23 protein-coding genes are annotated in these 22,425 nt (G+C 62.8%); 15 read left to right on the top strand and 8 right to left on the bottom strand.

Going from position 1 to position 22,425, the window contains the following annotated elements:
* Nucleotides 1-19: 19 nt before the first annotated feature.
* Entirely contained in the window at nucleotides 20-1,387 is a 1,368-nt protein-coding gene (gene nhaA / locus J0909_RS11830) for a Na+/H+ antiporter NhaA (RefSeq protein ID WP_207263112.1), read from the bottom strand.
* A gap of 183 nt (nucleotides 1,388-1,570) precedes the next feature.
* On the opposite strand from nhaA, the gene J0909_RS11825 reads away from it, so the two are divergent.
* The 5 genes from J0909_RS11825 (at nucleotide 1,571) to J0909_RS11805 (ending at nucleotide 4,688) form a co-directional block, all read left to right on the top strand.
* Complete coding sequence (locus J0909_RS11825) at nucleotides 1,571-2,020, top strand: pyridoxamine 5'-phosphate oxidase family protein (protein WP_207263111.1); 450 nt, start codon at nucleotides 1,571-1,573, stop codon at nucleotides 2,018-2,020.
* A gap of 9 nt (nucleotides 2,021-2,029) precedes the next feature.
* Nucleotides 2,030-2,608 (top strand): GDSL-type esterase/lipase family protein, encoded by a 579-nt coding sequence (locus J0909_RS11820; RefSeq protein WP_207263110.1) that lies wholly within the window; start codon nucleotides 2,030-2,032, stop codon nucleotides 2,606-2,608.
* A gap of 3 nt (nucleotides 2,609-2,611) precedes the next feature.
* A complete protein-coding gene (locus J0909_RS11815; protein WP_207263109.1) occupies nucleotides 2,612-3,652 on the top strand; it encodes a threonine aldolase family protein in 1,041 nt (346 codons plus the stop codon).
* Nucleotides 3,649-4,245 (top strand): LOG family protein, encoded by a 597-nt coding sequence (locus J0909_RS11810; RefSeq protein WP_207263108.1) that lies wholly within the window; start codon nucleotides 3,649-3,651, stop codon nucleotides 4,243-4,245. Before J0909_RS11815 ends, J0909_RS11810 begins: the two co-directional genes overlap by 4 nt.
* 89 nt (nucleotides 4,246-4,334) lie before the next feature.
* The gene (locus tag J0909_RS11805) at nucleotides 4,335-4,688 is read left to right on the top strand and encodes a hypothetical protein (RefSeq protein WP_207263107.1); all 354 of its coding nucleotides are present in this window, start codon (nucleotides 4,335-4,337) and stop codon (nucleotides 4,686-4,688) included.
* An 80-nt stretch (nucleotides 4,689-4,768) separates the two neighbouring features.
* On the opposite strand, the gene J0909_RS11800 is transcribed toward J0909_RS11805, so the two are convergent.
* From J0909_RS11800 to J0909_RS11790, 3 genes are all read right to left on the bottom strand, one after another.
* Nucleotides 4,769-6,394 (bottom strand): OpgD/OpgG family glucan biosynthesis protein, encoded by a 1,626-nt coding sequence (locus tag J0909_RS11800; RefSeq protein WP_207263106.1) that lies wholly within the window; start codon nucleotides 6,392-6,394, stop codon nucleotides 4,769-4,771.
* A gap of 250 nt (nucleotides 6,395-6,644) precedes the next feature.
* The gene (locus J0909_RS11795) at nucleotides 6,645-7,385 is read right to left on the bottom strand and encodes a DsbA family protein (RefSeq protein ID WP_207263104.1); all 741 of its coding nucleotides are present in this window, start codon (nucleotides 7,383-7,385) and stop codon (nucleotides 6,645-6,647) included.
* Between the two features lie 69 nt (nucleotides 7,386-7,454).
* Nucleotides 7,455-9,293 carry a bifunctional lysophospholipid acyltransferase family protein/GNAT family N-acetyltransferase gene (locus J0909_RS11790; protein ID WP_207263102.1) on the bottom strand — a complete coding sequence of 613 codons (1,839 nt, stop codon included), beginning with the start codon at nucleotides 9,291-9,293 and terminating at the stop codon, nucleotides 7,455-7,457.
* Nucleotides 9,294-9,528: 235 nt separating this feature from the next.
* Here J0909_RS11790 and J0909_RS11785 point away from each other — a divergent pair, with 235 nt between their 5' ends.
* The 5 genes from J0909_RS11785 (at nucleotide 9,529) to J0909_RS11765 (ending at nucleotide 13,139) form a co-directional block, all read left to right on the top strand.
* Entirely contained in the window at nucleotides 9,529-9,963 is a 435-nt protein-coding gene (locus tag J0909_RS11785) for a bacteriohemerythrin (protein WP_207263100.1), read from the top strand.
* 170 nt (nucleotides 9,964-10,133) lie between these two features.
* Nucleotides 10,134-10,421: a co-chaperone GroES gene (groES, locus tag J0909_RS11780; protein ID WP_207263098.1), complete on the top strand. Its 288-nt coding sequence runs from the start codon at nucleotides 10,134-10,136 to the stop codon at nucleotides 10,419-10,421.
* A 61-nt stretch (nucleotides 10,422-10,482) separates the two neighbouring features.
* On the top strand, nucleotides 10,483-12,135 hold the full coding sequence (gene groL / locus J0909_RS11775; RefSeq protein WP_207263095.1) for a chaperonin GroEL: 1,653 nt from the start codon (nucleotides 10,483-10,485) through the stop codon (nucleotides 12,133-12,135).
* 204 nt (nucleotides 12,136-12,339) lie between these two features.
* Entirely contained in the window at nucleotides 12,340-12,909 is a 570-nt protein-coding gene (locus tag J0909_RS11770) for a DUF2975 domain-containing protein (RefSeq protein ID WP_207263094.1), read from the top strand.
* 8 nt (nucleotides 12,910-12,917) lie between these two features.
* On the top strand, nucleotides 12,918-13,139 hold the full coding sequence (locus J0909_RS11765; protein ID WP_207263091.1) for a helix-turn-helix domain-containing protein: 222 nt from the start codon (nucleotides 12,918-12,920) through the stop codon (nucleotides 13,137-13,139).
* Nucleotides 13,140-13,278: 139 nt separating this feature from the next.
* Here J0909_RS11765 and J0909_RS11760 read toward each other — a convergent pair whose 3' ends face one another.
* On the bottom strand, nucleotides 13,279-13,656 hold the full coding sequence (locus tag J0909_RS11760) for a PH domain-containing protein (protein WP_207263089.1): 378 nt from the start codon (nucleotides 13,654-13,656) through the stop codon (nucleotides 13,279-13,281).
* 169 nt (nucleotides 13,657-13,825) lie between these two features.
* Nucleotides 13,826-14,716 carry a LysR substrate-binding domain-containing protein gene (locus J0909_RS11755; protein WP_207263086.1) on the bottom strand — a complete coding sequence of 297 codons (891 nt, stop codon included), beginning with the start codon at nucleotides 14,714-14,716 and terminating at the stop codon, nucleotides 13,826-13,828.
* Nucleotides 14,717-14,813: 97 nt separating this feature from the next.
* Between J0909_RS11755 and J0909_RS11750 the strand changes: the two genes are divergently transcribed.
* Nucleotides 14,814-15,278: an NHL repeat-containing protein gene (locus J0909_RS11750; protein ID WP_207263085.1), complete on the top strand. Its 465-nt coding sequence runs from the start codon at nucleotides 14,814-14,816 to the stop codon at nucleotides 15,276-15,278.
* A 245-nt stretch (nucleotides 15,279-15,523) separates the two neighbouring features.
* The gene (locus J0909_RS11745) at nucleotides 15,524-16,030 is read left to right on the top strand and encodes a hypothetical protein (RefSeq protein WP_207263083.1); all 507 of its coding nucleotides are present in this window, start codon (nucleotides 15,524-15,526) and stop codon (nucleotides 16,028-16,030) included.
* On the opposite strand, the gene J0909_RS11740 is transcribed toward J0909_RS11745, so the two are convergent.
* The gene (locus J0909_RS11740; RefSeq protein ID WP_207263081.1) at nucleotides 16,027-16,881 is read right to left on the bottom strand and encodes a tetratricopeptide repeat protein; all 855 of its coding nucleotides are present in this window, start codon (nucleotides 16,879-16,881) and stop codon (nucleotides 16,027-16,029) included. The two genes, J0909_RS11745 and J0909_RS11740, sit on opposite strands and share 4 nt — an antisense overlap.
* Before the next feature lie 201 nt (nucleotides 16,882-17,082).
* On the opposite strand from J0909_RS11740, the gene J0909_RS11735 reads away from it, so the two are divergent.
* Nucleotides 17,083-18,321: a M48 family metallopeptidase gene (locus J0909_RS11735; RefSeq protein WP_207263079.1), complete on the top strand. Its 1,239-nt coding sequence runs from the start codon at nucleotides 17,083-17,085 to the stop codon at nucleotides 18,319-18,321.
* A 237-nt stretch (nucleotides 18,322-18,558) separates the two neighbouring features.
* Here J0909_RS11735 and J0909_RS11730 read toward each other — a convergent pair whose 3' ends face one another.
* Nucleotides 18,559-20,946 (bottom strand): tetratricopeptide repeat-containing diguanylate cyclase, encoded by a 2,388-nt coding sequence (locus J0909_RS11730; RefSeq protein WP_353616760.1) that lies wholly within the window; start codon nucleotides 20,944-20,946, stop codon nucleotides 18,559-18,561.
* A gap of 237 nt (nucleotides 20,947-21,183) precedes the next feature.
* Here J0909_RS11730 and panC point away from each other — a divergent pair, with 237 nt between their 5' ends.
* Together panC and panD are read left to right on the top strand one after the other, a co-directional pair.
* Nucleotides 21,184-22,032 carry a pantoate--beta-alanine ligase gene (panC, locus tag J0909_RS11725; protein ID WP_207263068.1) on the top strand — a complete coding sequence of 283 codons (849 nt, stop codon included), beginning with the start codon at nucleotides 21,184-21,186 and terminating at the stop codon, nucleotides 22,030-22,032.
* Nucleotides 22,033-22,037: 5 nt separating this feature from the next.
* Complete coding sequence (gene panD / locus J0909_RS11720; protein WP_207263066.1) at nucleotides 22,038-22,418, top strand: aspartate 1-decarboxylase; 381 nt, start codon at nucleotides 22,038-22,040, stop codon at nucleotides 22,416-22,418.
* Nucleotides 22,419-22,425: the final 7 nt, after the last annotated feature.

The following is a 22,425-nucleotide window of genomic DNA, read 5'->3' as shown; positions in this document are numbered from 1 at the left end:
TCGTTGCGGCGAACGCGGCCTAGGCGTCCGTGATGTGTTCCTCCCCTTCCGCCGGACCGGCGGGAGCCACGTAGCGCAGGCCCAGATAGCCGAGCAGCCCCGAAACCAGGGAGGCGAACAGGATGGCGACCTTGGACAGCGCCACCAGTGAGGAGCCCTCGTCAAAGGCCAGATTGCCGATAAAGATGGACATGGTGAAGCCCACGCCCGCCAGGCAGGCCGCGCCCCACAGGTGCAGCAGCGTGGTCCGGTCCGGGAACTCGGCCAGACCGAGCCGGTTGACCAGCCAGCACGCCCCGGTGACGCCGATCTGCTTGCCCGCCACCAAGCCGAAAAACACCCCCAGGGCCACCGGGGAAAACAGATGCCGGAAGACGTCCGCATCCAGGGCGACGCCCGCATTGGCCAAGGCGAAGACCGGCATGATGAAGAAGGAAACCCAGGGATGCAGGGCGTGCTCGATGTTCTGCAACGGCGTGGAGGCCGCATCGTAGGCATGTTCCACGGCGTGCAGGGCCATTTGCTGTTCCCGGTTGGTCAGCACGGTCTTCCCCGGGGTAATGGCCATCTCGAAGACTTCGGCGGCCTCGCGCAGCTCCGCGACAAAGGCGGCGCAGTTCATGCGCGTTCCGGCCGGGATGGTCATGGCCGCCAGCACGCCCGCAATGGTCGCGTGGATGCCGGACAGGAGGAAGGCGAACCAGACCACCACCCCGAGAATCAGGTACGGGATGGAACGGCGGATACGCCAGCGGAGGTTGAACACGGCCATGAGGGACAAGGCAGCCAAGCCCACGCACAGGGCCGTCAGGTTCAGCGTGGCGGTATAAAAGACGGCGATGACCAGGATGGCCCCGATGTCGTCCACGATGGCCACGGCCGTCAGGAATATTTTAAGGCCCACCGGCACCCGGTTGCCCAGCAGAGACATGATCCCCAGGGCGAAGGCGATGTCCGTGGCCATGGGGATGCCCCAGCCCACGATGGATTCATGCCCCGTGTTCAGCCCGAAAAAGATGAGCGCGGGCACGATCATGCCGCCCACGGCCGCGGCCACGGGCATGATCGTCCGGCTCGGAGTGGACAGGCCGCCCACCAGCAGTTCACGCTTGATCTCCAGCCCCACCAGGAAGAAGAAGATGGCCATGAGCCCGTCGTTGATCCACAGCAGCGCGGGCTTGGACAACACCCAGTCGCCTGCGCCCACGGTCAGCCGGGTCCGCCACACCTCGTCATAGGCGGCGGCCCACGGCGAATTTGCCCAGACCAGGGCAACCACGGTGCAAACCATGAGCGCGATACCGCCCGCAGCTTCCATGCGGAAAAATCTGTCGAAGGAACGGAGAACGTAGTGGATGGGCAGCGGCCTGTCCTTGGGTCGGATCATGGAGTGCTCCTGTTGCGGTTGACGATACGAGTATACCAGCATCCGCGTGAAGGGCAACTCCCGGCCGGACCGGGAAAGCCCCCCCCCTCGGATGATCACGGAAATGGAACCCGCCGAGGTTGCCTTCGGGGCCGGGGGTGATTACTAGTCAGATTGCATTTTTTACAAAGACCGGAGGAAACCATGCGCAAAGGCGTGACCGACGACAAGGCCGTGACGGCCGACATCCTGGACCGGGCGGAAGTGATCTGGCTGGCCCTCAACGACAGCAATGGCCCGCACTGCGTGCCCGTGAACTTCGCGCGCGAGGGCGAAATACTCTACATCCACTCCGGCGAGCGGGGACGCAAAGCCGCCTGCCTGGACGCGGGCGCCCCCCTGGCCTTCTCCGCTGCGGTGGAGATGGAGCTCAAGACCAGCGATCAGAACGCCTGCGAACTGGGCTACCGGTTCCGGTCGGTCATGGGCCGGGGCACTCCGCGCGCACTTGACGGCGACGACAAGCTGCACGCGCTGGATTGCATCACCCTCAAGTACGCGGGCCGGGAAATGCCCTACAACGACAAGGTTCTGGCCGTCACCGGCGTGTACGCCATCGACATCGAATCCGCCACCGCGCGAATCAAACAATAGGAAGGAGCCATGATCACCTTTTTCATCGGTGATTCCCTGACGCTCGGCTGCGGCGACGAAAGCGGCCTCGGCTGGCCCGGGCGCCTCGCCTCCGCCGTCATGAAAAGCGGCCAGGACCTGACCTGGTACAACCTCGGAGTTCGGGCGAACACCACGACCAAAATCCGCGAGCGGTTGCGGGAAGAAGTCACACGCCGATTCCTGCCGGGCCAGGACACCCGGCTCTTCCTCTCCTTCGGCGTGGCCGACATCGCCAACGACGTGCCCGCCGCGACCTCCTACGAGAACGCCGAGGCCATCCTGTCGGAAGCCCTGACCATGGGCCCGACCCTGTTCATCGGCCCCATGCCCGTGGGCGATCCGGAGAGGACCGAACACATCGTCCAGCTTTCCCTGGGGTTTGAATCCGTGTGCGAACGGCTCGGCGTACCCCATGTCCCGGTGCTCGGCTTCCTGCGGGAATCCGCCGCCTACAATGCCGCTCTGACGGCCTACGACAATGTCCACCCCGCGGCCAAGGGATACGCAACCCTGGCCGACTATCTTCTGCAAACCCATGCGGTCCGGGACTTTCTCGGACTGGAGTAAACCATGACCGATCTGAAATCCTTTGCCAGCGACAACAACTCCGGGGCCCATCCGGCCGTCATGGAGGCCGTCATCCGGGCCAATGCGGGGCATTGCAAGTCCTATGGCGACGATGAACTGTCCATCCACACCGACGACGTCTTCAAGGAGTTTTTCGGCTCCCAGGCGCGCATCCACTACGTGACCACCGGCACGGCGGCCAACGTCCTCGGCCTGCGCTCCGTGACCCACACCTACAATTCGGTGCTCTGCACCGAACAGGCCCACATCAACACCGACGAATGCGGCGCGCCCGAAGCCTTCGGCGGCATCAAGCTGGTGCCCATTCCCTCCCCGAACGGCAAGCTCACGCCCGGCATGGTCGCCCCCTACCTGGGCCACATCGGCTTCGTCCACGCCTCCCAGCCCAAGGTCATCTCCATCACCCAGCCCACAGAGGTGGGGACCCTCTACTCCATCAAGGAAATCGAGGACCTGGTGACCTTCGCCCACGACCGCGACCTGCTGGTGCACATGGACGGCGCGCGCCTGGCCAACGCCTGCGCCGCGCTCGACTGCACCTTCTTCGACCTGACCACCGCCTTGGACGTGGATTTCATCTCCTTCGGCGGAACCAAAAACGGCTGCCTCATGGGCGAGGCCGTGATTTTTCTCAACCCGGACATCGGCCAAGGCTTCTCCTATCTGCGCAAACAAGCCATGCAGCTGGTTTCCAAGATGCGCTTCGTCTCGGCCCAGTTGGAGGCCTACCTGGCCAACGACCTGTGGCTGAAGAATGCGCAAAAGGCCAACGCCATGGCCAAACGGCTGGCCGAAAAAGCCGGGGCCATTAACGGCGTGACCATCAAGGGAACCGTGGACTGCAATTCCTTGTTCGCGCACATCCCGCCCGCGGCCACGGAGATCCTGCTTAAAAAATACTACTTCTACGTCTGGAACGAGCACGACCAGACCGTGCGCTGGATGACCTCCTGGGCCACCACCGAAGAAATGGTCGATGAATTCGTGGACGACCTGCGCAAGGCCGTGGAAGCGGCGTCATGAACCGTGAGCTGAAACGCATCTGCGTCTACCTGGGATCCAATCCCGGCAACAACCCGGCCTACGTGGCCGCCGCCGAGGCGCTGGGCCGCGAACTAGCCGAGCGCTCCATCGGCCTGGTCTACGGCGGTTCTTCCACCGGGCTCATGGGACGGTTGGCCGACACCTGTCTGGCCGAGGGCGGCGAGGTCGTGGGCGTCATCCCCGAGCGGCTGGTGGAAAAGGAAATCGCCCACCCGGGGCTGACCGAATCCCGCGTGGTCCGCACCATGCACGAACGCAAGCAGCTCATGGCCGACCTGTCGGACGCCTTCATCGCCCTGCCCGGCGGCCTGGGCACCCTGGACGAGTTCTTCGAGGTCCTGACCTGGAATCAGATCGGCTACCACGCCAAGCCGTGCGGTCTGCTGGACGTGAACGGCTACTACGGCTTCCTGGCCGAACACCTGGACCGCATGGTCGCCGAGGGCTTCCTCATGCCCGTCCACCGGAGCATGGTCCTGACCAGCCCGACCCCCGGCGAACTCATCAACCGCTTCGTGGAGTACGATCCACCCGTGGTGGACAAATGGATTGAAATGAAAAAAGGCCTCTGATCGAGGCCTTTTTTTCATCTTTTCCCCTAATGAAATATGAATACATGTCGATACGACTTTCATAGAAACTTTTACCACAGGTGGAAACCATGATTATATCCGGCATCAACTTGACGCAAACGACATCGACAGGCTTCACCCAGGCGGGTGCAGCCAAACGGACTCCCGAAAAGACCGACACCGTTGAAACTGGAAAGGCGCAGGGAGTCACCCTCAGCAATTCCAACATGATGACCGGCCACTTTGTGCACGGGGCCAAAGAGGACTCCAAATACACCTCGGGATTGATGAAGGGACTGGAAGCCGAGAAGTCCTCCTCCAGCCAGATCAACGCCCTGATGACCGACCCCACGAACAGCGGGAAACAGGCCGCCGCCCCGACGCAGACCTTACCGGTCAACGTCGGTGAGCCCTCCAGAGCTCCCCTGGATATCATCGTTTAAATCGACGAATACGAAAAGGGCCTCGCATAGAGGCCCTTTTCATATCCGGTCCGACGGCAGCCCGGTCTTATCGGGCCGTCCTATTGCAGGTGCCCGGCGTTGTGCAGCTTCCGTTGATCGGCCGGAGGCGGGCTCCATTGGTAGGTCCAGGTCTCGGACAGGGCCCGGTCGCCGGACTTGAGGATCAGCCGCAAGTTGATCGGATTCTCGCTCTCGTCGGGCGGAACCAGGTCGAAGCGGACCCGATACCCCTTGACGGATGCAAGTGGCAGGACCGAGGTCAGCTCGATGGTCCCGGCCGAGGTCTCGATGGCCGCGCGCACCGGGGCGTCCCGATCCAACGCCGCCAGCGGGCCGCCGGAAAAATCCACCACGAACCGCTTGCTATAGCGCGTGCGCCGCTTGCCCACCGCGCCGCCGAGCCCGGTGAAGGAATCCACCACCCGGGCCAGGTGTTCGGGCCCGGGCGAGGCCGTGCCCCAGAGCAGATCGTAGCTGAAAAGCAATTCCTGGCCGGGTTTCACGGGCTCTTCCGGGCACCAAAAGGCCACGATGTTGTCGAAAGTCTCGTCCAGAGCGGGAATCTCCACCAACTGCACGGCCCCCCGGCCCCAGTCCCCCCGCGGCACAACCCACAGGCCGGGACGCTTGTCATAGTACACACCGTCGTCCTGGTAGTGGTCGAAATTCTGGTCGCGCTGGAGCAGGCCGAATCCCTTGGGGTTGTCGTCCATGTAGGCGTTGAAGCGCAGGTGGCGGGGATTGTTCAGGGGCCGCCAGACCCATTCGCCCGCGCCGGTGTGCAGGGCCAGCCCGTCCGAATCATGAATTTCAGGCCGCCAGTCGTAGCCCGTGCGCCGGTCGTTCTCGCCGACCATGAACATGCTGGTCAACGGGGCGACGCCCAGGCGCTCGACGACCTTGCGCGGGTAGAGCGCCGCATCCACGCGCATGGCCAACGTGTCGCCGGGGGTGATGTCGAAGCGGTAGGCCCCGGTGATGCTCGGCGAATCGAGCAATGCGTAGACCGTGGCCGTGCCGCCGCCCGGCTTCGGGCGCTCCAACCAGAAGGCGGTGAAGGCCGGAAATTCCTCGGGCCGAGACAGCGCCGTATCCACGGCCAGGCCGCGCGCGGACAGGCCGTATTGCATCTCCTTGCCCACGGCGCGGAAGTAGCTCGCGCCGAGAAACGCGGCCACATCGCGCCCCCAATCCGGGCTGAACTGAAGCCGAAAGCCCGCAAACCCCATGTCCGCCGGGAGCTTCCCGGGGTCGATGCCGGATTTGCCGTAATCGAACAGCCCGGCGTCGTAATCGATTCGCCTGGCCTTGCCGTCCGCGAGTTCATACATGGCCACGGGCTTGGTAAAATACAGCCCGAGGTGAAAAAGCATGGCCTGGAACTTGGAGTCACCGCCGCGCCACAAGGCGTGGTCCCGGTTGAAGTGGATGGCCTGGTACTGGTCCCAGGTCATCTTCGCGACCGATTCAGGGACCTCCCCCGCATGGTCGGCATAAGGCTGCGCGGCCAGGGCGCGGGCCTTGCCCTTGAGCGCGGCGTAGTCGAAAGGCTCGGGGGACGACGTCCCGGCGAACGCGCCATCGGCCAGGGCGGGCAGCAACGTCATGCCCGCCACGACGAGCAGCAGCGCGGCTGCGGCCCGAGTGCGACGCGAAACGGTCGGCAAAAGATATCGAATGACCATGGGGCTATCTCCTTGTCTTATGGAGGGGTGCGGCAACGGCCCGGAATCCGACGGTCCGTCTGAAAACGGCGGCGGGCGACGATGCGAGGATAGTCGAAGGTTGCGGCATGATTCGAAGCATTCCGCATTTCCTCACGATACACGCACGGTGTACCCTTCTATGGAAATGTCGGAAAACCTGCAAGCTTGTGCGGAAAGGAAGGAAAGACGCCCCGGAAGCGCCCGCCATCCGGGCATGGGCCGAAACCGGCTACTTGCACATCGCGGCCTCTTTCAGGACCTTGAGCCAGACGGCGGGGGCGAAGCCCAGGACCACTTTGTCGCCCGCGATCAGGATGGGGGTGCCGGGGAGATGGGCCTCGTGGGCGAGGACCACGCTTTCAAGCACATGGGACTCATGCGCCTTTTGCAAGCGGACATACAGTTCCTCGATGGGCGCGCCACCGAACAATTCGGGAAAGGCCCGGGTGAACTGGACCAGGACGAGCATGCGCGCCTCCATGATGTCCTCGACCTTAGGCTGCTTCAGCTCGCCGTAGGCGAAATCCACCAGCTTGGGCAGGCGATCGGTCCCCGCCGCATCCTCCAGAATCCAGGCGGCCATATCCGAACCGATGAAGCCCCGGCGCGGGAAAAAGGAAAGGCGCAACCTGCCGTACAGCTCGGGGTATTCGCCCAGCAGCTTGTTGGCCAGGCGGCAGTGCCAGCACAGGGGGTCGGTAACCACGGTCACGTCCAGGTCGCCCCGGCCGCGCAGCTCCACCACGGCATGATCGAAAAAGGCCCGGAACTCGGGCGAACACCCTTCGGGAATCCTGGGCTCGTCCGCTTCGGCGGCCCATGCCGAGGCCGGGGCCAGAGTCGCGGTTTTGGCCGGTCCACCAGCGGCGGGCTTGCGGCCTTCGGACTCGGGGGTATCCACCCGCTGGCATCCGAAGAACAGAACCAGGGTGGCGAGCAGCAACGGCAGGAGGATCAAGTCTTTTTGCATGCCGGCAACATATGCTCTTCCCGCCGGAAAGCCAAGCCCCCCGCGGCCGGGCGGGCAGTCCGGCCGCGATCAGGCGGCCGCGTCGCCCATGCGCACAGGATGGACGGACGCCGCGCGATTGTTCGCCAGGAAGCGGTTCACCCCGTCGCGCCCCATGAACCGGGACAAGACCTTGGGGTCGGACTTGAGCAGGTCCACCAGGATGAGCCCGTCCATGCAGTTGCCGAAATCCGGGTCCATGTTGAAGCCGAGAATCTTGCCGCCCAGCTTGAGGTATTGCTTGAGCAGCACCGGGATGGACCGGCCGTCTTCCACGTCGCGCACGAAGTCGGCCACATCCTCGGGGTCGTCGAAGACCGTCTCGGGCAAGGAGAAATCCACTCGCTTCAGGCGCTTGACCTTGGGCGGCCTCTTGGGCAGGGCCATGCGGGCCAGCTCAGGCTGGGAGCAATGGCGCTGCATGAAGCCGACGATGAGTTCGCGGGCAATCACGGAATAATCGCCGGAGATGGACACGCAGCCAAAGAGCCGATGGTAGCGCGGATTACGGACCACATACTCGGCCAGCCCCTTCCACAGCAGAAGCAGCGGCTGGTAGCTGCGTTGATACCCGGGGGTGACGAAGGACCGGCCCAGCTCCAGGGCGGGCCCCAGCTCCTCCAGAAACCCCGGTCGGTAATCGAACAAGGTCGAAGTATACAAACCGGAAAGGCCCTGCGCCGCCAGGATCTCGTCGGTCCGGGCGAAACGGTACGCGCCGGCCACCTCGCGCTCCCGGCGATTCCAGAGCACCAGATGCTCGTAGGTGTCGTCAAACACGTCGATGTCCATGGCCCGCCCCGTGCCCTCGCCCACCTGGCGAAAGGTTTCCTCGCGGCGGATGCCGATCTCGCGCAGCAGCCGGGGAATCATGTGGGCCTGCGCATGAAACACGGTGAATTCCCCGCTTTCGAGCAGGATGTTCCCGTCCGGCAGGCTGGCCACCTCCGAAGCGAGAATGTGCTTGCCGCGCGAATTGGCGATGGGGTCCATGCGCCGCTGGCCGTCCCGGGCCTTGAAGTGGAAGCGCGGCTTGCGCTCCCGGCGCAGGAGATAGGTGCGGAAGCGCAGATAATCCATCACGGCCTGGTCGCCGTCGAGTTCGGCCAGCTTGTCGGGGGCGATGACCGTGCCCAGCCGGACCCCGATGACGTCGCGGGCGGCGTGCTTCAGGTTTTCGTGCGGCAGGAGCACGGTACGCAGCCGAGGATGGATGAGCCCGAGCGTCTGGAAGAGGCCGGAGTTGCGCCCGTTGAAAAAGACCGGCAGGGCCGCCGCCCCGGTCTTGCGGATGATCCGCCCGATCATGGGGCTCCAGCTCGGGTCGCCCACGCGGCGCTTCTTGACCTTGAGGCTCGACACTTCGCCGGCCGGAAAGACCACCAGCATGCCGCCCTGCTTCAGCCAGCGCATGCTCGCTTTGAGCCCGGCGATGTTCTTGCGCGAGGCCCCGGCCCCGCCGAAAGGATCCACACGGATGATCAGGTCTTCCATCTCCGGGATCATGCCGAGCATGAAGTTGGCCATGATTTTGATGTCCGAACGGACCTCGCGCAGGATGCGCACCAGCAAAAGCCCTTCAAGCACGCCGAAGGGGTGGTTGCACACGGCCACCAGCGGCCCGGTACGCGGCACCCGGCTCACGGGCTGGCCGTCCACGGAAAAACGCACCCCGAGCAGATCCAGGGCCTTGTCCACGAAACACCCTTCGCCCTTTCCGGTTTGCAGGGTCGAGTAGAGAGAATTCAGCGTGTCGAGCCTGAGAACTTTGGCCAGCGGACGCCTGACCATGGAAAAGAGGGTGTGTCGAACGGGGTCGGTGAAGGGCGAATCCAGATTGAACAGCGGACCGGCAAGGCGATCTTCCATTATCCTTCCTCCTGATATGGTTGCCGCACCATACCCGCGCCCCGCAATCCCTTCGCGCCGCCTCCATGACGATTTCGTATTTTTTGGTGACACCCGCCCGGCAACTGTGTGACGCACGGTCCCGCAACCGCCTCCCGGCCGTCCATCCCCGGGAAAAGGGCGGACAGGGCGTGACATATTTCTGGATTCCCGGTATACGGTGTCCGAAAACCAACCCGCGTTACAGGAGAAACGCATGGCAGCCAAACCGACCCCGTCGGGGTTTTCGCCCGAACTCGCTCTGGGCGTCCCCGAACTCGACGAACAGCACAAAACCCTTTTCAGCATGCTCGGCCGCATCAGCGCGGTGTCCCCGGACATATACCGCCAGCTCGACGATGACGAAACCGACGAGATGCTCGACATCATGAACGATCTCAAGGACTTCGCCATGCAGCACTTCAGCTTTGAGGAGAATCTCATGGACGAGGCGGACTACCCCGGGCTGGACGACCAGCAGGACGCCCATGAGCGGTTCCTCGACGACCTTGTCCGCATGGAGGCCGAACTCATGAACGGCACGTCCGTCCCGCCGGTCAAACTCCACGGATTCCTGGCCGACTGGTTTGCCGACCACATCCGGGGACTGGATCGTCCGTTTGCTGAATTCCGCAATAAATCCGAGAAGTAAGGCAACCCACCCTCCGCACCTTTCGCTTGCCTTCCCGCCTCGACGAGGGCCCATTTTTTTTTGTGCGTCCGGGTTGACACCCGGCATGCCGTGTTTATCTAACATCAAGCCGGACGGCATACGTCGCCCGGCGCAACCATTCAAAAAATTCATCTTGGAGGTATAAGAGGATGAAATTGAAACCGCTGAACGACCGCGTCCTGGTCAAGCGTCTGGAAACGGAAGAAAAAACCGCGGGTGGCATCTACATCCCGGATTCCGCGAAGGAAAAGCCCATGAAGGGCGAAGTCGTGGCCGTCGGCCCCGGCAAGCTGGACGAAGACGGCAAGCGTGTAACGCCCACCGTCAAGACGGGCGATCTGGTCCTGTTCGCCAAATACGCGGGAACCGAGATCAGCATCGACGGCGAAGAGCACTTGGTCATGCGCGAGGACGATATCCTCGCCATCGTCGAATAGCTCCATTCCCGACACGAACCCAACGCAAACAGCAAATTTACTTAGGTAAGGAGAATACACCATGGCGAAAGATATCCTTTTCGATGCCAAGGCCCGCGAAAAACTGAAAGCGGGTGTGGACAAGCTGGCCAACGCGGTCAAAGTTACCCTGGGACCCAAGGGTCGCAACGTCGTAATGGAGAAGTCCTTCGGCTCTCCGGTCATCACCAAGGACGGCGTGTCCGTGGCCAAAGAGATCGAGCTGGAAGACAAGTTCGAGAACATGGGCGCCCAGATGGTCAAGGAAGTCGCCTCCAAGACCTCCGACGTCGCCGGTGACGGTACCACCACCGCCACGGTCCTGGCCCAGGCCATCTTCACCGAAGGCGTGAAGCTGGTGGCCGCCGGTCGTTCCCCCATGTCCATCAAGCGCGGCATCGACAAGGCCGTTGAAGCCATCGTCGAAGACCTCGAAAAGGTCGCCAAGCCCACCCGCGACCAGAAAGAGATCGCCCAGGTCGGCACCATTTCCGCCAACAACGACGCCACCATCGGCAACATCATCGCCGAGGCGATGAACAAGGTCGGCAAGGAAGGCGTCATCACCGTTGAGGAAGCCAAGGGCCTCGAGACCACCCTGGATGTCGTTGAAGGCATGCAGTTCGACCGCGGCTACCTCTCCCCCTACTTCGTCACCAACACCGAGCGCATGACCTGTGAAATGGAAGAGCCCCTGATTCTCATCAACGAGAAGAAGGTCTCCAACATGAAGGAACTGCTGCCCGTGCTTGAGCAGTGCGCCAAGATGTCCAAGCCCCTGGTCATCATCGCCGAGGACATCGAGGGCGAGGCCCTGGCCACCCTCGTGGTCAACAAGCTGCGCGGCACCCTGAACGTGGTCGCCGTCAAGGCTCCCGGCTTCGGCGAACGCCGCAAGGCCATGCTCAAGGACATCGCCACCCTGACCGGCGGCCAGGTCGTGTCCGAGGACCTCGGCATCAAGATCGAGAACCTGACCGTCAACGACCTGGGCTCCTGCAAGCGCGTGGTCGTGGACAAGGAAAACACCGTCATCGTTGACGGCGCCGGCAAGCCCGCCGAGATCAAGGGCCGCATCCAGCAGATCCGCGCCGAGATCGCCGAGTCCACCTCCGACTACGACCGCGAGAAGCTCCAGGAACGTCTGGCCAAGATCGTGGGCGGTGTGGCCGTCATCAACGTCGGTGCCGCCACCGAGACCGAGATGAAGGAGAAGAAGGCCCGCGTGGAAGACGCTCTGAACGCCACCCGTGCGGCCGTCGAGGAAGGCATCGTGCCCGGCGGCGGCGTGGTCCTGGCCCGGGCCGGCAAAGCCGCCCTCAAGGTCAAGGCCGCCGACGACGACGAGCAGGCCGGTATCAACATCATCGCCCGCGCCGTGGAAGAGCCCCTGCGCCAGATCGCCGCGAACGCCGGTCTGGAAGGCTCCATCGTGGTCGAGAAGATCAAGGAAGGAAAGGGCGGTTTCGGCTACAACGCCGCTACCGACACCTACGAGGACCTGATCAAGGCTGGTGTCATCGACCCGAAGAAGGTCACCCGCACCGCCCTGCAGAACGCCGCTTCCGTGGCCGGTCTGCTGCTGACCACCGAGTGCGCCATCGCCGACAAGCCCGAGAAGAACGACGCCCCGGCCGGCATGCCCGGCGGCATGGGCGGCATGGGCGGAATGGGCGGCATGGGCGGCATGTACTAAGCCACCCAGCGCTTTCAGCCTAGCTTATAATAAACCGGCCTCGGTCCAAATGGACCGGGGCCGTTTTTTTTGGGCCCGATTCATAGGGCCGCTTTCTCAGGGGCTGGAAATGGTCTCCGAATGCAGCTCATTTTGCATGAATAATTATTGACAAACAGTAATAAATTGCCGCAAAAGAGATACATCAAAACAAAGGAGTATCTCATGGATCGACGGATTCAACGATTTGCCAAAGTATTCAGGGCGATCTTCTTCGCGGTGTTTGTTTTGAGTCCGGCGGTGGTGGCCGGACTCTGGCTTTCGGGCGGGGAGGTGCTGCTCGGGGATGGCGAGGCGACGGCGGTCATCGGACAAGCCTGGAGCAACGTGAGCCTGGATGCCGCGCACGCACCCGCGCTTCCGCTGCCCTGGGGTCAGCGCTGGCTGGGATTGGGCGTCAGCCTGATCCCGCTGGGGGCGACCATGCTCTGCCTGTGGTGGCTGGTACGGTTGTTCAGCCTGTTTTCAGCAGGCGAGATATTCACGGGCAATACGGTCAGGTACATCCGCCGCACGGGCTGGACCATGCTGGCGGGCGTGGCCCTCATGCCCGTTCACGAAGCCTTGCTGACCCTGGTCCTGACCATGCACAACCCGCCGGGCGAACGATTGATCACCATCTCGCTGGAATCGAGCGAGATCCGCGACTTGCTCATCGCCGGGATCATCATCCTGGTCAGCTGGATCATGGACGAGGGCCGCAAGCTGCGCGAAGCGGACGAGTTGACGGTCTAGGGGACGCCATGGGCATTATCATCGATCTCGACGTCATGCTGGCCAGACGCAAGACCAGCTCCAAGGAACTGGCCGCCGCCGTGGGCATCACCCCGCAAAACCTGTCCATCCTGAAGACCGGCAAGGCCAAGGCCATCCGCTTCACCACCCTCGACGCCATCTGCAAGGCCCTCGACTGCCAGCCCGGCGACATCCTCCGCTACACGGCCGACGAGGAATCCCCCGAATAGCCTGGATCCGGCGGCATGGGAGGGGCATAGTCCCCGCCTCCGCCCGCTCTCTCGCGCTTCAAAAAAACGGCCCAGGTCCATCAGGACAGGGGCCGTTTCTCGAAGAAAGATTCGTGACGTGGTATGCGGCGCTACTCCGTTAGCGAATCACCTTGTTCGCCAGCAGCTTCTGGATGCCGATCACATCGCTGCCGCCCTTGAGCGTGCGCTCGATGGGCTCGTGGCGGCCGGAGACCCAGAGCTTGAGTTCGGCGTCGAGGTCGAAATGGCCCGCGGTCTCCACCGAAAACGAGTTCATGGCGCGGTAGGGAATGGACAGGTAGTCCACCTTTTTGCCGGTCACGCCCTGCTTGTCGATGAGCAGCAGGCGGCCGGAGGTGAAGACGTACATGTCGCGCACGACCTTGAAGGCCCGCTCCACCCGTTCGTTGTCGCCCAGGATCGGGGCCAGCTCCTCCTGCACGTCGGCAAGCGAAATCTCGGTCGCATTGCCCATCAAGCCGTCAAGAAATCCCATAATACTGCCTTTTGCTGTAATTGAATGAATAAAAAGAACTCAACCTGCCCCCCACTATCACAGCCCCCGCCGCCCGCACAACGTTCCGCCCCACCGCATCCGCACCCCGCGAAGGGCCACCAAAAAGTTCAGGAAAACGTGGGGATGGTGGAGACCGGGGGCACCCTTCTCACCGCACCTCGCGAAATTCGCGGGCCACGTCGAGGAACTTCTGGAGGATGGTGGATTGGTTCTTCTTTTTCCAGAGGGCGGTGATCTCCCACTGGGGGAGGTCGCCCGTCAAGGGACGGAAGGTCACGCCGGAGCGGTAGCTGGAGGCGCTGGAGGCCGGGACCAGGGCGCAGCCCAGGCCGGTGGCGACCAGAGCCACGGTGGACTGCTCGGTGTTCACCTCTTGGACGATATTGGGCATGAAACCGACCTTGTGGAAGGAGCCGATCAGCGAACGATACAGGGCGGGTTGGGCGAGGCGTTGGTTGAAGATGAGCGGTTCGCCTTCAAGGTCGGTCAGGTCGAGAACGTCGCGATCCGAGAAACGATGCCCTTCGGGCAGGGCCAGGACATAGGGTTCACGCAGGAAAAGCAGGGAGTTGAGCCCCGAAGTGTCATGGCCGAACAGGCGGACAAAGGCGATGTCCAGCCGGTCACCGCGCAGAAGCGGCAGTTGCTCGGATGTGGATTGGGCCGAAAAATCCAGGCGGATACGCGGATTACGCTCACGAAAGGCGCGGATGGCCTGGGGCAGCCGGGACAATGACGCCGGGCCGATGAAGCCGACCCGAAGTTGCCCCTCAAGCCCCTGGGCCATGTCCTGCACGCAGATGACGGCCTCGTTCAGGCGGTCGCGCACATCCTTGCTCCGCTTGAGAAATTCCTTGCCCTCCGGGGTCAGGGAAACCTTCCGGCTGGTCCGCTCCAGAAGTGTCACCCCGAGTTCCTCCTCAAGGCGCTTTATCTGCTGCGACAACGGCGGCTGGGCGATATGGCACCGCTCGGCGGCCCGCCCGAAGTGCAGTTCCTCGGCCACGGCAATGAAATAAATAAGCTGTCTCAGTTCCATGATTCAGAGTTAATCCATATTGATCTTCGTGTAAATATGTATTGGACATATTAATGCACCATTTCTACCGTGTCCTCAAACAGAAAGGAGGCACGTCATGCAGGGTTGTTTGCGTATCAAATTATTCTTGTTAAGTATTTTCACAGTTGCCGCCATCCTGTCCGGGACAGGCCCAAGGGCCTGGGCGGGCGACGGGTCACGGGCGATCGGTTCGGGCCTGCCCGGGACGACCGGGCTGGTCATGGATGGCCGGGGTTACGCCTACACCGTAGACCGCCGGGCGGGGATAATCCTGTGCGTCCCGCCGGACGACGATCCCCTGGTCTACGCCCGGGTGGACGGACCCACGACCCTGGCCGTGGACCGGTTGGGCACCCTCTTCGTGGGCACCGTGAGCGGCGATATTTTCGCGGTTACGCCCGACGGTGCGGTGAGCCGGGTGTTCCGCTGCGGCAGCCAAGTGTCTGGGTTGAATCTGGACCGCGACGGCAACCTGCTCGTTGTTACGGATAAAGGCGCGTTCCTGCGTCTGCCCCGCGCCGATCTTCGCTTTTCCGATTAGTCCTCCATAACCAGGACGGGGCCGGAGCGCCCGCCAGGCGTCTTCTTGGCCCCGCCCGCCTGTTTTCCCCTTGTTCCCGGCAGACCTCTTACCCCTTGCCCGACTTCACCGAAAAAAGAATTATCCGGCAAGGAGGGGAACAGGATTCCCCCGTGGCGCGGGGCTGCGGCACACAGGCCGTTTTCCCCACTTCGCATTCGACGCGAACGACCGCAGGGCAGGCATCCCAAAACGAATGTGGCGACATGGTGACCATCCCCGAGGTGGCGAAACTACGTCACGAAACGGACGCGGAAGAACCCGATAGGCCGGAGGAAGCATCCACTGCGGCGGCATCGCCCCGAGGATTGCATGGCAAGAGGGTGCCCCTGCTCACTCCCGAGGAACTGGCGGACAAGACCGAAGCGGTCCGCAACGACATCGCCGCGCTGCTCCTGGCAAAGGACATCCCCACCACGCCACCGGCCAAACGGTACGTGGCCCAGGCGGACGCGGTCCGGGTCAAGGGCGGTCATCCCCACAAGGCCGAAATCGAACAGGCCCCGGCCAAGGACGAGGCGTCGCCCAAGGACTTCCGGCCGGTCGGCATCCAGACGTCCATACAGACAGCATGCGCCACGCACATGGCCTTTGCCCCGGCCTACACCCGGAATCCCGACGCGGCGGTGGCCCGGTTCACCTGCCTGTTTGACGATCTGCCGGACGCACCGTTCACCATGACCGTCGGCGAAAAAGAGCCTAGGCCTGACTAGAAATTGAGGTCGTGATTTTTTTTGGCCGCACTCTTGGCCCCGGAGAAGATCTTGGGCTCGGCCTGCTTCATGAGCTTGGCCGCCTCGGTGTTCAAGGGGTTGCGGTCCAGGGCGGCCTTGGCGCTGTTGAAGACCTCGCCCCACTCGCGCTTTTGCAGGTGCAGCCGGGCCAGGCGCAGGTACAGGTTCTCGCTGGGGCCGAGCCAGCGCATGGCGTCCTTGACGGCGGCCATGGCCTTGTCGGTCTCGTGCAGCCCCTCATAACAGAGGATGAGCGCATTGTGGGCACGCACGTCGTTGTTCTGGGTTTCGAGGGCCTTGATCAGGTAGGGCACGGCCTCGGCGAACAGACCGAAGGTGGCCATGCGGTTGCCGATATCCGAATGGATCCCCTCGATATCCTGGAAATATTCCGCAATCTTGCTATACAGTTTACGGGCTTCCAGCGGCTGCCCGGCCTGGATCAGCTTGGCCGCCTTGATGAGGTTGTCGTCGAGTACGCCGAGACGTTTGCGCAGCCGGGCCACACGGGCCTTCTCCATGGCCTCGCCGAGCTTCTTGTGCAGCCGCATGAGGGTCTGGAAGAACGCCTTTTCCTTGCCCTTCCGGTACTGGAGCCCGTCCGGGAAGAGCTTTTTGATCATCTTCATCTTGTTCAGGTCGCGAAGGGCCTCGTCGAGGTGGGCCTGAATCTCGAATTTCTCCGCCCCGAAGACCTTGTTGGAAACTATCCCGCGGATAGCGTTGGCCAAACATCTGAGGGTCCGCAGATAATCGTTTTTCTTGGCATAGGCGCGAGCGCGCGCGATGTCCTCGCGGATTTCCTTGGCGGTCATGGGGCTTGTTGACATGCTGTCCTTCGTCTCGAAAAAACGGTAAACGACAGGCGCAAATTAATACAGCCGTGGGGAATTGGCAAGTATGGACGCGATTATCCCATATTTCCGAACCACTAGCCCATGCGGCATCCCTTTGGTTGACGCGCGCGGGCGCAACCGTATAGCGTACCCGGTCACTGCGCATTGCGCGTTCACAGCCACCGGGAGTTGTTCTTGAACCCTTATCTCACGATCATCATCGGGTCCCTGCTGGCGGCATGGTTCCTGGGCTTGCTATCCGACCGCCTGTCCGCCCGGGCCATGCGCCCCGCCCCGCCAGAGGAGCTGGCCGACGTCTTCGACGCCGAAACCTATGCCAGATCCCGGGCCTACACCCTGGCCTCCATGCGATTCTCGTCGGTCAGCGAGACCTTCAACACGGCGGTCCTGATCACGGCCATCACGGCCGGATGGTTCAATGTCCTCGATCAACTCGTCCGCGCCGCCGGGTTCGGCCCGCTGGTCACCGGCCTGGCCTACATCGGCGGGCTGGCCCTGATCAGCGCGATCCTCGGCCTGCCCTTCGACATCTACCACACCTTCTTCCTGGAAAAACGGTTCGGTTTCAACACCACCACACCGGGCACCTTCGTCCTGGACCGCATCAAGGGACTGGTCCTCGGCGCGCTCATCGGCGGGGCGCTGGTAGCGGGCATTCTGCTCTTTTTGGCCGGGACAGGCCCCTACGCATGGCTCCTGTGTTGGGGATTCGCGGTTCTGCTCTCCCTGGGGTTGACCTACGTAGCCCCCACCTGGATATTGCCGCTGTTCAACAAGTTCACTCCGTTGGAAGCAGGCGAGCTGCGCGACAAGCTGGAGGCGTTTGCAGACAAGGCCGGATTCGAACTGACCGGCATCTTCGTCATGGACGGCTCCAAGCGGTCCACCAAGAGCAACGCCTTCTTCACCGGGTTCGGCAAGCGGCGGCGCATCGCCCTGTTCGACACGCTCATCAAGGAAATGAACCCGGACGAAATCGTGGCTGTGCTGGCCCACGAAGTCGGCCACGCCAAGCTCGGGCACATCCGGAAGCGGCTGGTCACGGGCATCCTCAAGACCGGAGCGATTTTCTACCTCATGTCCCTGTTTCTGGATTCCAAGGGCCTTTTCAGCGCCTTCGGCATGACGCACATGTCGCTCTATGCGGGACTGGTCTTCTTTATCCTACTCTATACCCCGCTATCACTGGTCCTCTCCGTGGCCGCCAATGCCCTGTCCCGCCGGCACGAATTCGAAGCCGACGCTTTCGCCGCCCGGACCACGGGCCGCCCCGAGGCCCTGATCTCGGCCCTGAAAAAGCTCTCGGCCTCCAACCTGTCCAACCCGACCCCGCACCCGCTCACGGTCTGGCTCGACTACGGCCACCCTCCGGTCCCGGCGCGCATCCGCGCGCTGGCCGCGACTCCCCGTTAGCCCTCCTGCCCCGGAAAGGGGGAGCGCGGCGGTCGCCAGCGGGCCCGCCGTTGAACGAATACAGGGCGTCCGCACGGCTCTGTGCTTGAGCGCCCACCCCGCACCGGCAGCGACATGACCATGGCGTACAAGCGGCCAAATCGCCGGAACGCAGCAACCAAGCAAAAACGCATCGTGCCATGCACGATGCGTTTTTGCGTTAAAGACATGCCCCGGCAAGGGGTGAAAATGTCCGGGTTACCCTGCTGCGCGGGCGGCGACGATGGCGGCCTCCTCGCCCTTGCCCTGAGCTTCGAGGGCTTCGACCAGGGTATCCCAGTAGTCGTCCACGCCGGGCGCCAGGGCCGAGGACTGGCGGGCCAGGACCTCGGCGATCTGCGGATCCTCGCCCTGGTCGAGATAGAGCTTGGCGAGCATGTGCATGGCCCGGTGGTCGTTGTGATCGGCGTTCAGCGCCAGGTGCAGGTACTCGCGAGTGGCCTCGATGTCGCCCCGCCGGTAGGCAACGCGGGCCAGAGGGCGGAAGACCAGCCGTTCACCGCCAGGCTGTCCGGCGGCCTTTTGATAGAGATTGGCAGCCTTCTTGAGGTGGTTGGCCTTTTCCTCGATGGAGCCCAGGCGCATGAGCGAATAAACGTGGCCGGGTTCGGCCTTGAGGCACTGGCGGTAGGCTTTTTCGGCGGACTGCAAATCACCCAGGCGGTGGTTGGCCCAACCCAGGTTGTAGAGAGCCAGGACATCTTTCCTGTCCAGCTCCACCACCCGCTCGAACTCATGGCGGGCCTCCTCGAACCGGCCAAGCTGGGCATAGCAAATGCCAAGCGAATTGCGGGCCAGCAGATTGTTGTCATCGTCAAGCAAGGCCAGCTTGAATTCCTCGATGGCCCCGTAGACGTCGCCGTCCATGAAGCGGCGGTCGGCGGAAAGGTTGAGGGAAATGGAATCGAACACGGCCGCGCACGGCTCGGGCAGAAGCAGGGCGTGCTCCAAGGCCTTGCGGCAGTTTTCGAGCATGTCGGCCCGATCGAAATTGAGGAAGGGATAGCGAGCGGAGCCCACGGCGAGCCTGAGGCCGAAGGACCGGGCGGCCGCGCTGATCAGTTCCAAGGATCGGTCCATGAGGGGTTGCCGGTCCACACCCTCGGCAAAAAAGATCATGCCGTTGAGGCCGAACCTGCCGCCGGTGGCCGCGTCGCCGAAGATACCCCGGGCGAGCCGGGCCACGTCGCGGGCCATGTGGTCCATGCCGTCCTGATAGCGGTCGCTCTCTTCAGGCTGATCCAGGATGCGGATGAGGGACAGGCCAAAGGTCTCGGGCTTAAGCCGGGCCTTGGCGAACCAGGAGACGAATTCGCCGTATCGCAGGAGTTGGGTGGCGCCGTCGTGGCTGGGCATGGAGTCGTCCTTGATTTCCTGATCGGGCGAAAACAGACTTTCGTCGCCCTCTATGAGATTGAGCCGGTCGCCGGGCTCCACGGCCCAGGCCGCGTCGCCCAGGTGCAGCGCCTCGGCGAAAGCGATGTCATCCTGGACTTCGACCAGGACCACCTCGCCCTTGTACAGGGCCGGATAGCGGCCGGACAGGCGTTCGTCTTCGGTCAGCGAGGCCGAGGCGATGCCGCCGGACTTGGGCGAACGGACCAGAAACCGCTGCCCCACCTTGGCCCCGGAGGCCTCGCCCAGCGACACGACCATGCGGTTCATGGGCAATGTTTCGAGAACCCGGCCGCCCTTGGACAGGATATCTGCGTAGCCGAAGACCCGGTTGCGCCCCTGGTCCTTGGCCACGGCCACGCCCTTGCGCGCCTTGCGCACGATCATGCGCGCCTGCTCGGACGGCGTGCGTCGGAACTGCGCGCCCTCCAGCCCCTGCGGGTAGCAGACGTAGCCCAGGCTGCCGGTGATGGTGATGGTATCATTGGTGATGTCGTCGGTGAAGGACAGCTTGCTCAGCCCCGAGCGAATGACCTCGGACAATTGGAAGCAGGCGTGGGGCTTGGCGTCGGGCACCAGGATGGCGAACTTGTCGTTGGCGAAGCGCGCCACGGTGGTATACTTGGGGCAAACCATGTGGAGCAGCCGCCCCACTTCGCTCAACATGTCGTCGCCCTTCAAGTAGCCGTACCGTTCGTTGATGGGCTGGAACGTGTCCAAATCAAGAAAAATGACCCCGAACGTCCCGGAAAAGGTGATCTCGGGTTCGCGCGCCTCCATGCCCGCCCGGCAGGATCCCGTGGCCAGGCAATCCTGGACCTGCTCGATGGCCTGCTCCAGTTCCTCGAAAAAGAAATTGCGCGAATACAGGCCGGTCAACGGATCGGTGACCGCCTTCTTGTACAGGGCCAGCTTCTCCAGCACGGACGCGGCCAGGGCCATAAGGTAGCCGGGGGCCGTGGCCGGGGCCTTGAGGCGCACGCCCTTGGCGATGAAATAGCACATCATCTCGCCTTTGAAGACCATGGGCAGGATCAACTCGTTGTCCGCGGCCCTGAACTCAGGTTCGGGGATGACGTCCGATTTCTGCCGAGGAAAGAACAGGCTGTAGGAGGTGAAGGGCACGAACTCCGCCATGCAATCCTTGATGGTGTGTTCGAAATCGATCAGCTCCTGGGGAGTGAGCGACACGGTCCGATCCGAGAAGATGTCCTTGTTTGTCCTCATAATGGGCCAGGGTACAACGGGGACTGTTTTTTCTCAAACAAAACTTTGGGTAACGACATGGTGCAAAACCACTTTTTTCCACCGAATCCGGCCCCTTCCGAAAATTGACAAGCCCGCTATATCAATACATCCAGATATAAACATTTTGTTTGACTCCTCCGAGTAAATCTGTCAGGTGTTCACCAAGCTTCGAGGCGAACAATGAATATCATCACCGATCCGACAGAGTTGCAGCGCCAGTGCCTGACCTGGCGCAAGCAGGGCCATTCCATCGGCCTCGTGCCGACCATGGGCTACCTGCACCACGGCCACACCTCCCTCATCGGCCGGGCACGGCCCGAGTGCGACAGGCTGGTGGTCTCGGTCTTCGTCAATCCAACCCAGTTCGGCGAGAACGAGGACCTGTCCTCCTACCCGCGCGACTTCGAAAGCGACCGCGCCAAGGCCGAGGCCCAGGGCGTGGACCTGCTCTTCGCGCCCGAGCCCGGAGCCATGTACGAGGCCAACCACGCCACTTGGGTGGAGGTCCCCCGGCTCGCCATCCATCTGTGCGGCGCCACCCGCCCTGTCCATTTCCGGGGCGTATGCACGGTGGTCACCAAGCTGTTCATGCTCACCCAGGCCGAGGTGGCCGTGTTCGGCGAAAAGGACTGGCAGCAATTGGCCGTCCTGCGCCGCATGGTCCGCGACCTGAACATCCCGATCAGGCTCATCGGCCATCCCATCGTCCGCGAGGAAGACGGCCTGGCCCTGAGTTCACGCAACGCCTACCTGACGAAGGAAGAACGCGCGGCCGCCCCGAACATCCGCAAGGGACTGCTCAAGCTCGCCGAGAAAGCCAAAGCCGGAGAGCGGGACTGCGCGGCCCTGAAGCGGTTCCTGGCCGAGGAATTCGCCGCCACCCTGCCCATGGGCGAGGTGGACTACATCGAAATCGTGGACCCGGACGAAATTTCACCGATAACGACCATTGCCCGTTCCGGACTGGCCGCCGTGGCCGTACGCATGGGCAAGGCCCGGCTCATCGATAATATATTGATAGAAGGTTAATACTCGTGGCTCAGAGATGTTTTTTGAGCGCCAAGATCCATGGCGCGACCATTACCTGCGCGAACCTGGAATACCGGGGCAGCATATCCATCGACACCAAACTGATGAAAACGGTGGGCCTGCTGCCCTACGAACAGGTGGATGTGTACAACCTGGACAACGGGGAACGGCTGACCACCTATGCCATCCCCGGCGCGCCGGGCGAGATATGCTTGAACGGCGCCGCCGCCCACAAGGGCGGAGTCGGGCAGCGCGTGATTATCGCCGCATACATGTGGCTGGACGAGAACGAGGCCAAAACCCGTCGGCCTCGGGTCGTCATCGCAGGCAAAAACAATACCGTGGACGAAATCCTGGAATGTGATCTGATCAATCCGGATTTCTAGACGCCAG

It is taken from the genome of Desulfovibrio sp. Huiquan2017, assembly GCF_017351175.1.
Classification (GTDB): Bacteria; Desulfobacterota; Desulfovibrionia; order Desulfovibrionales; family Desulfovibrionaceae; genus Pseudodesulfovibrio.
The sequence above is the reverse complement of the archived record's forward strand: the minus strand, read 5'-3'. Positions and strand labels throughout refer to the sequence as shown.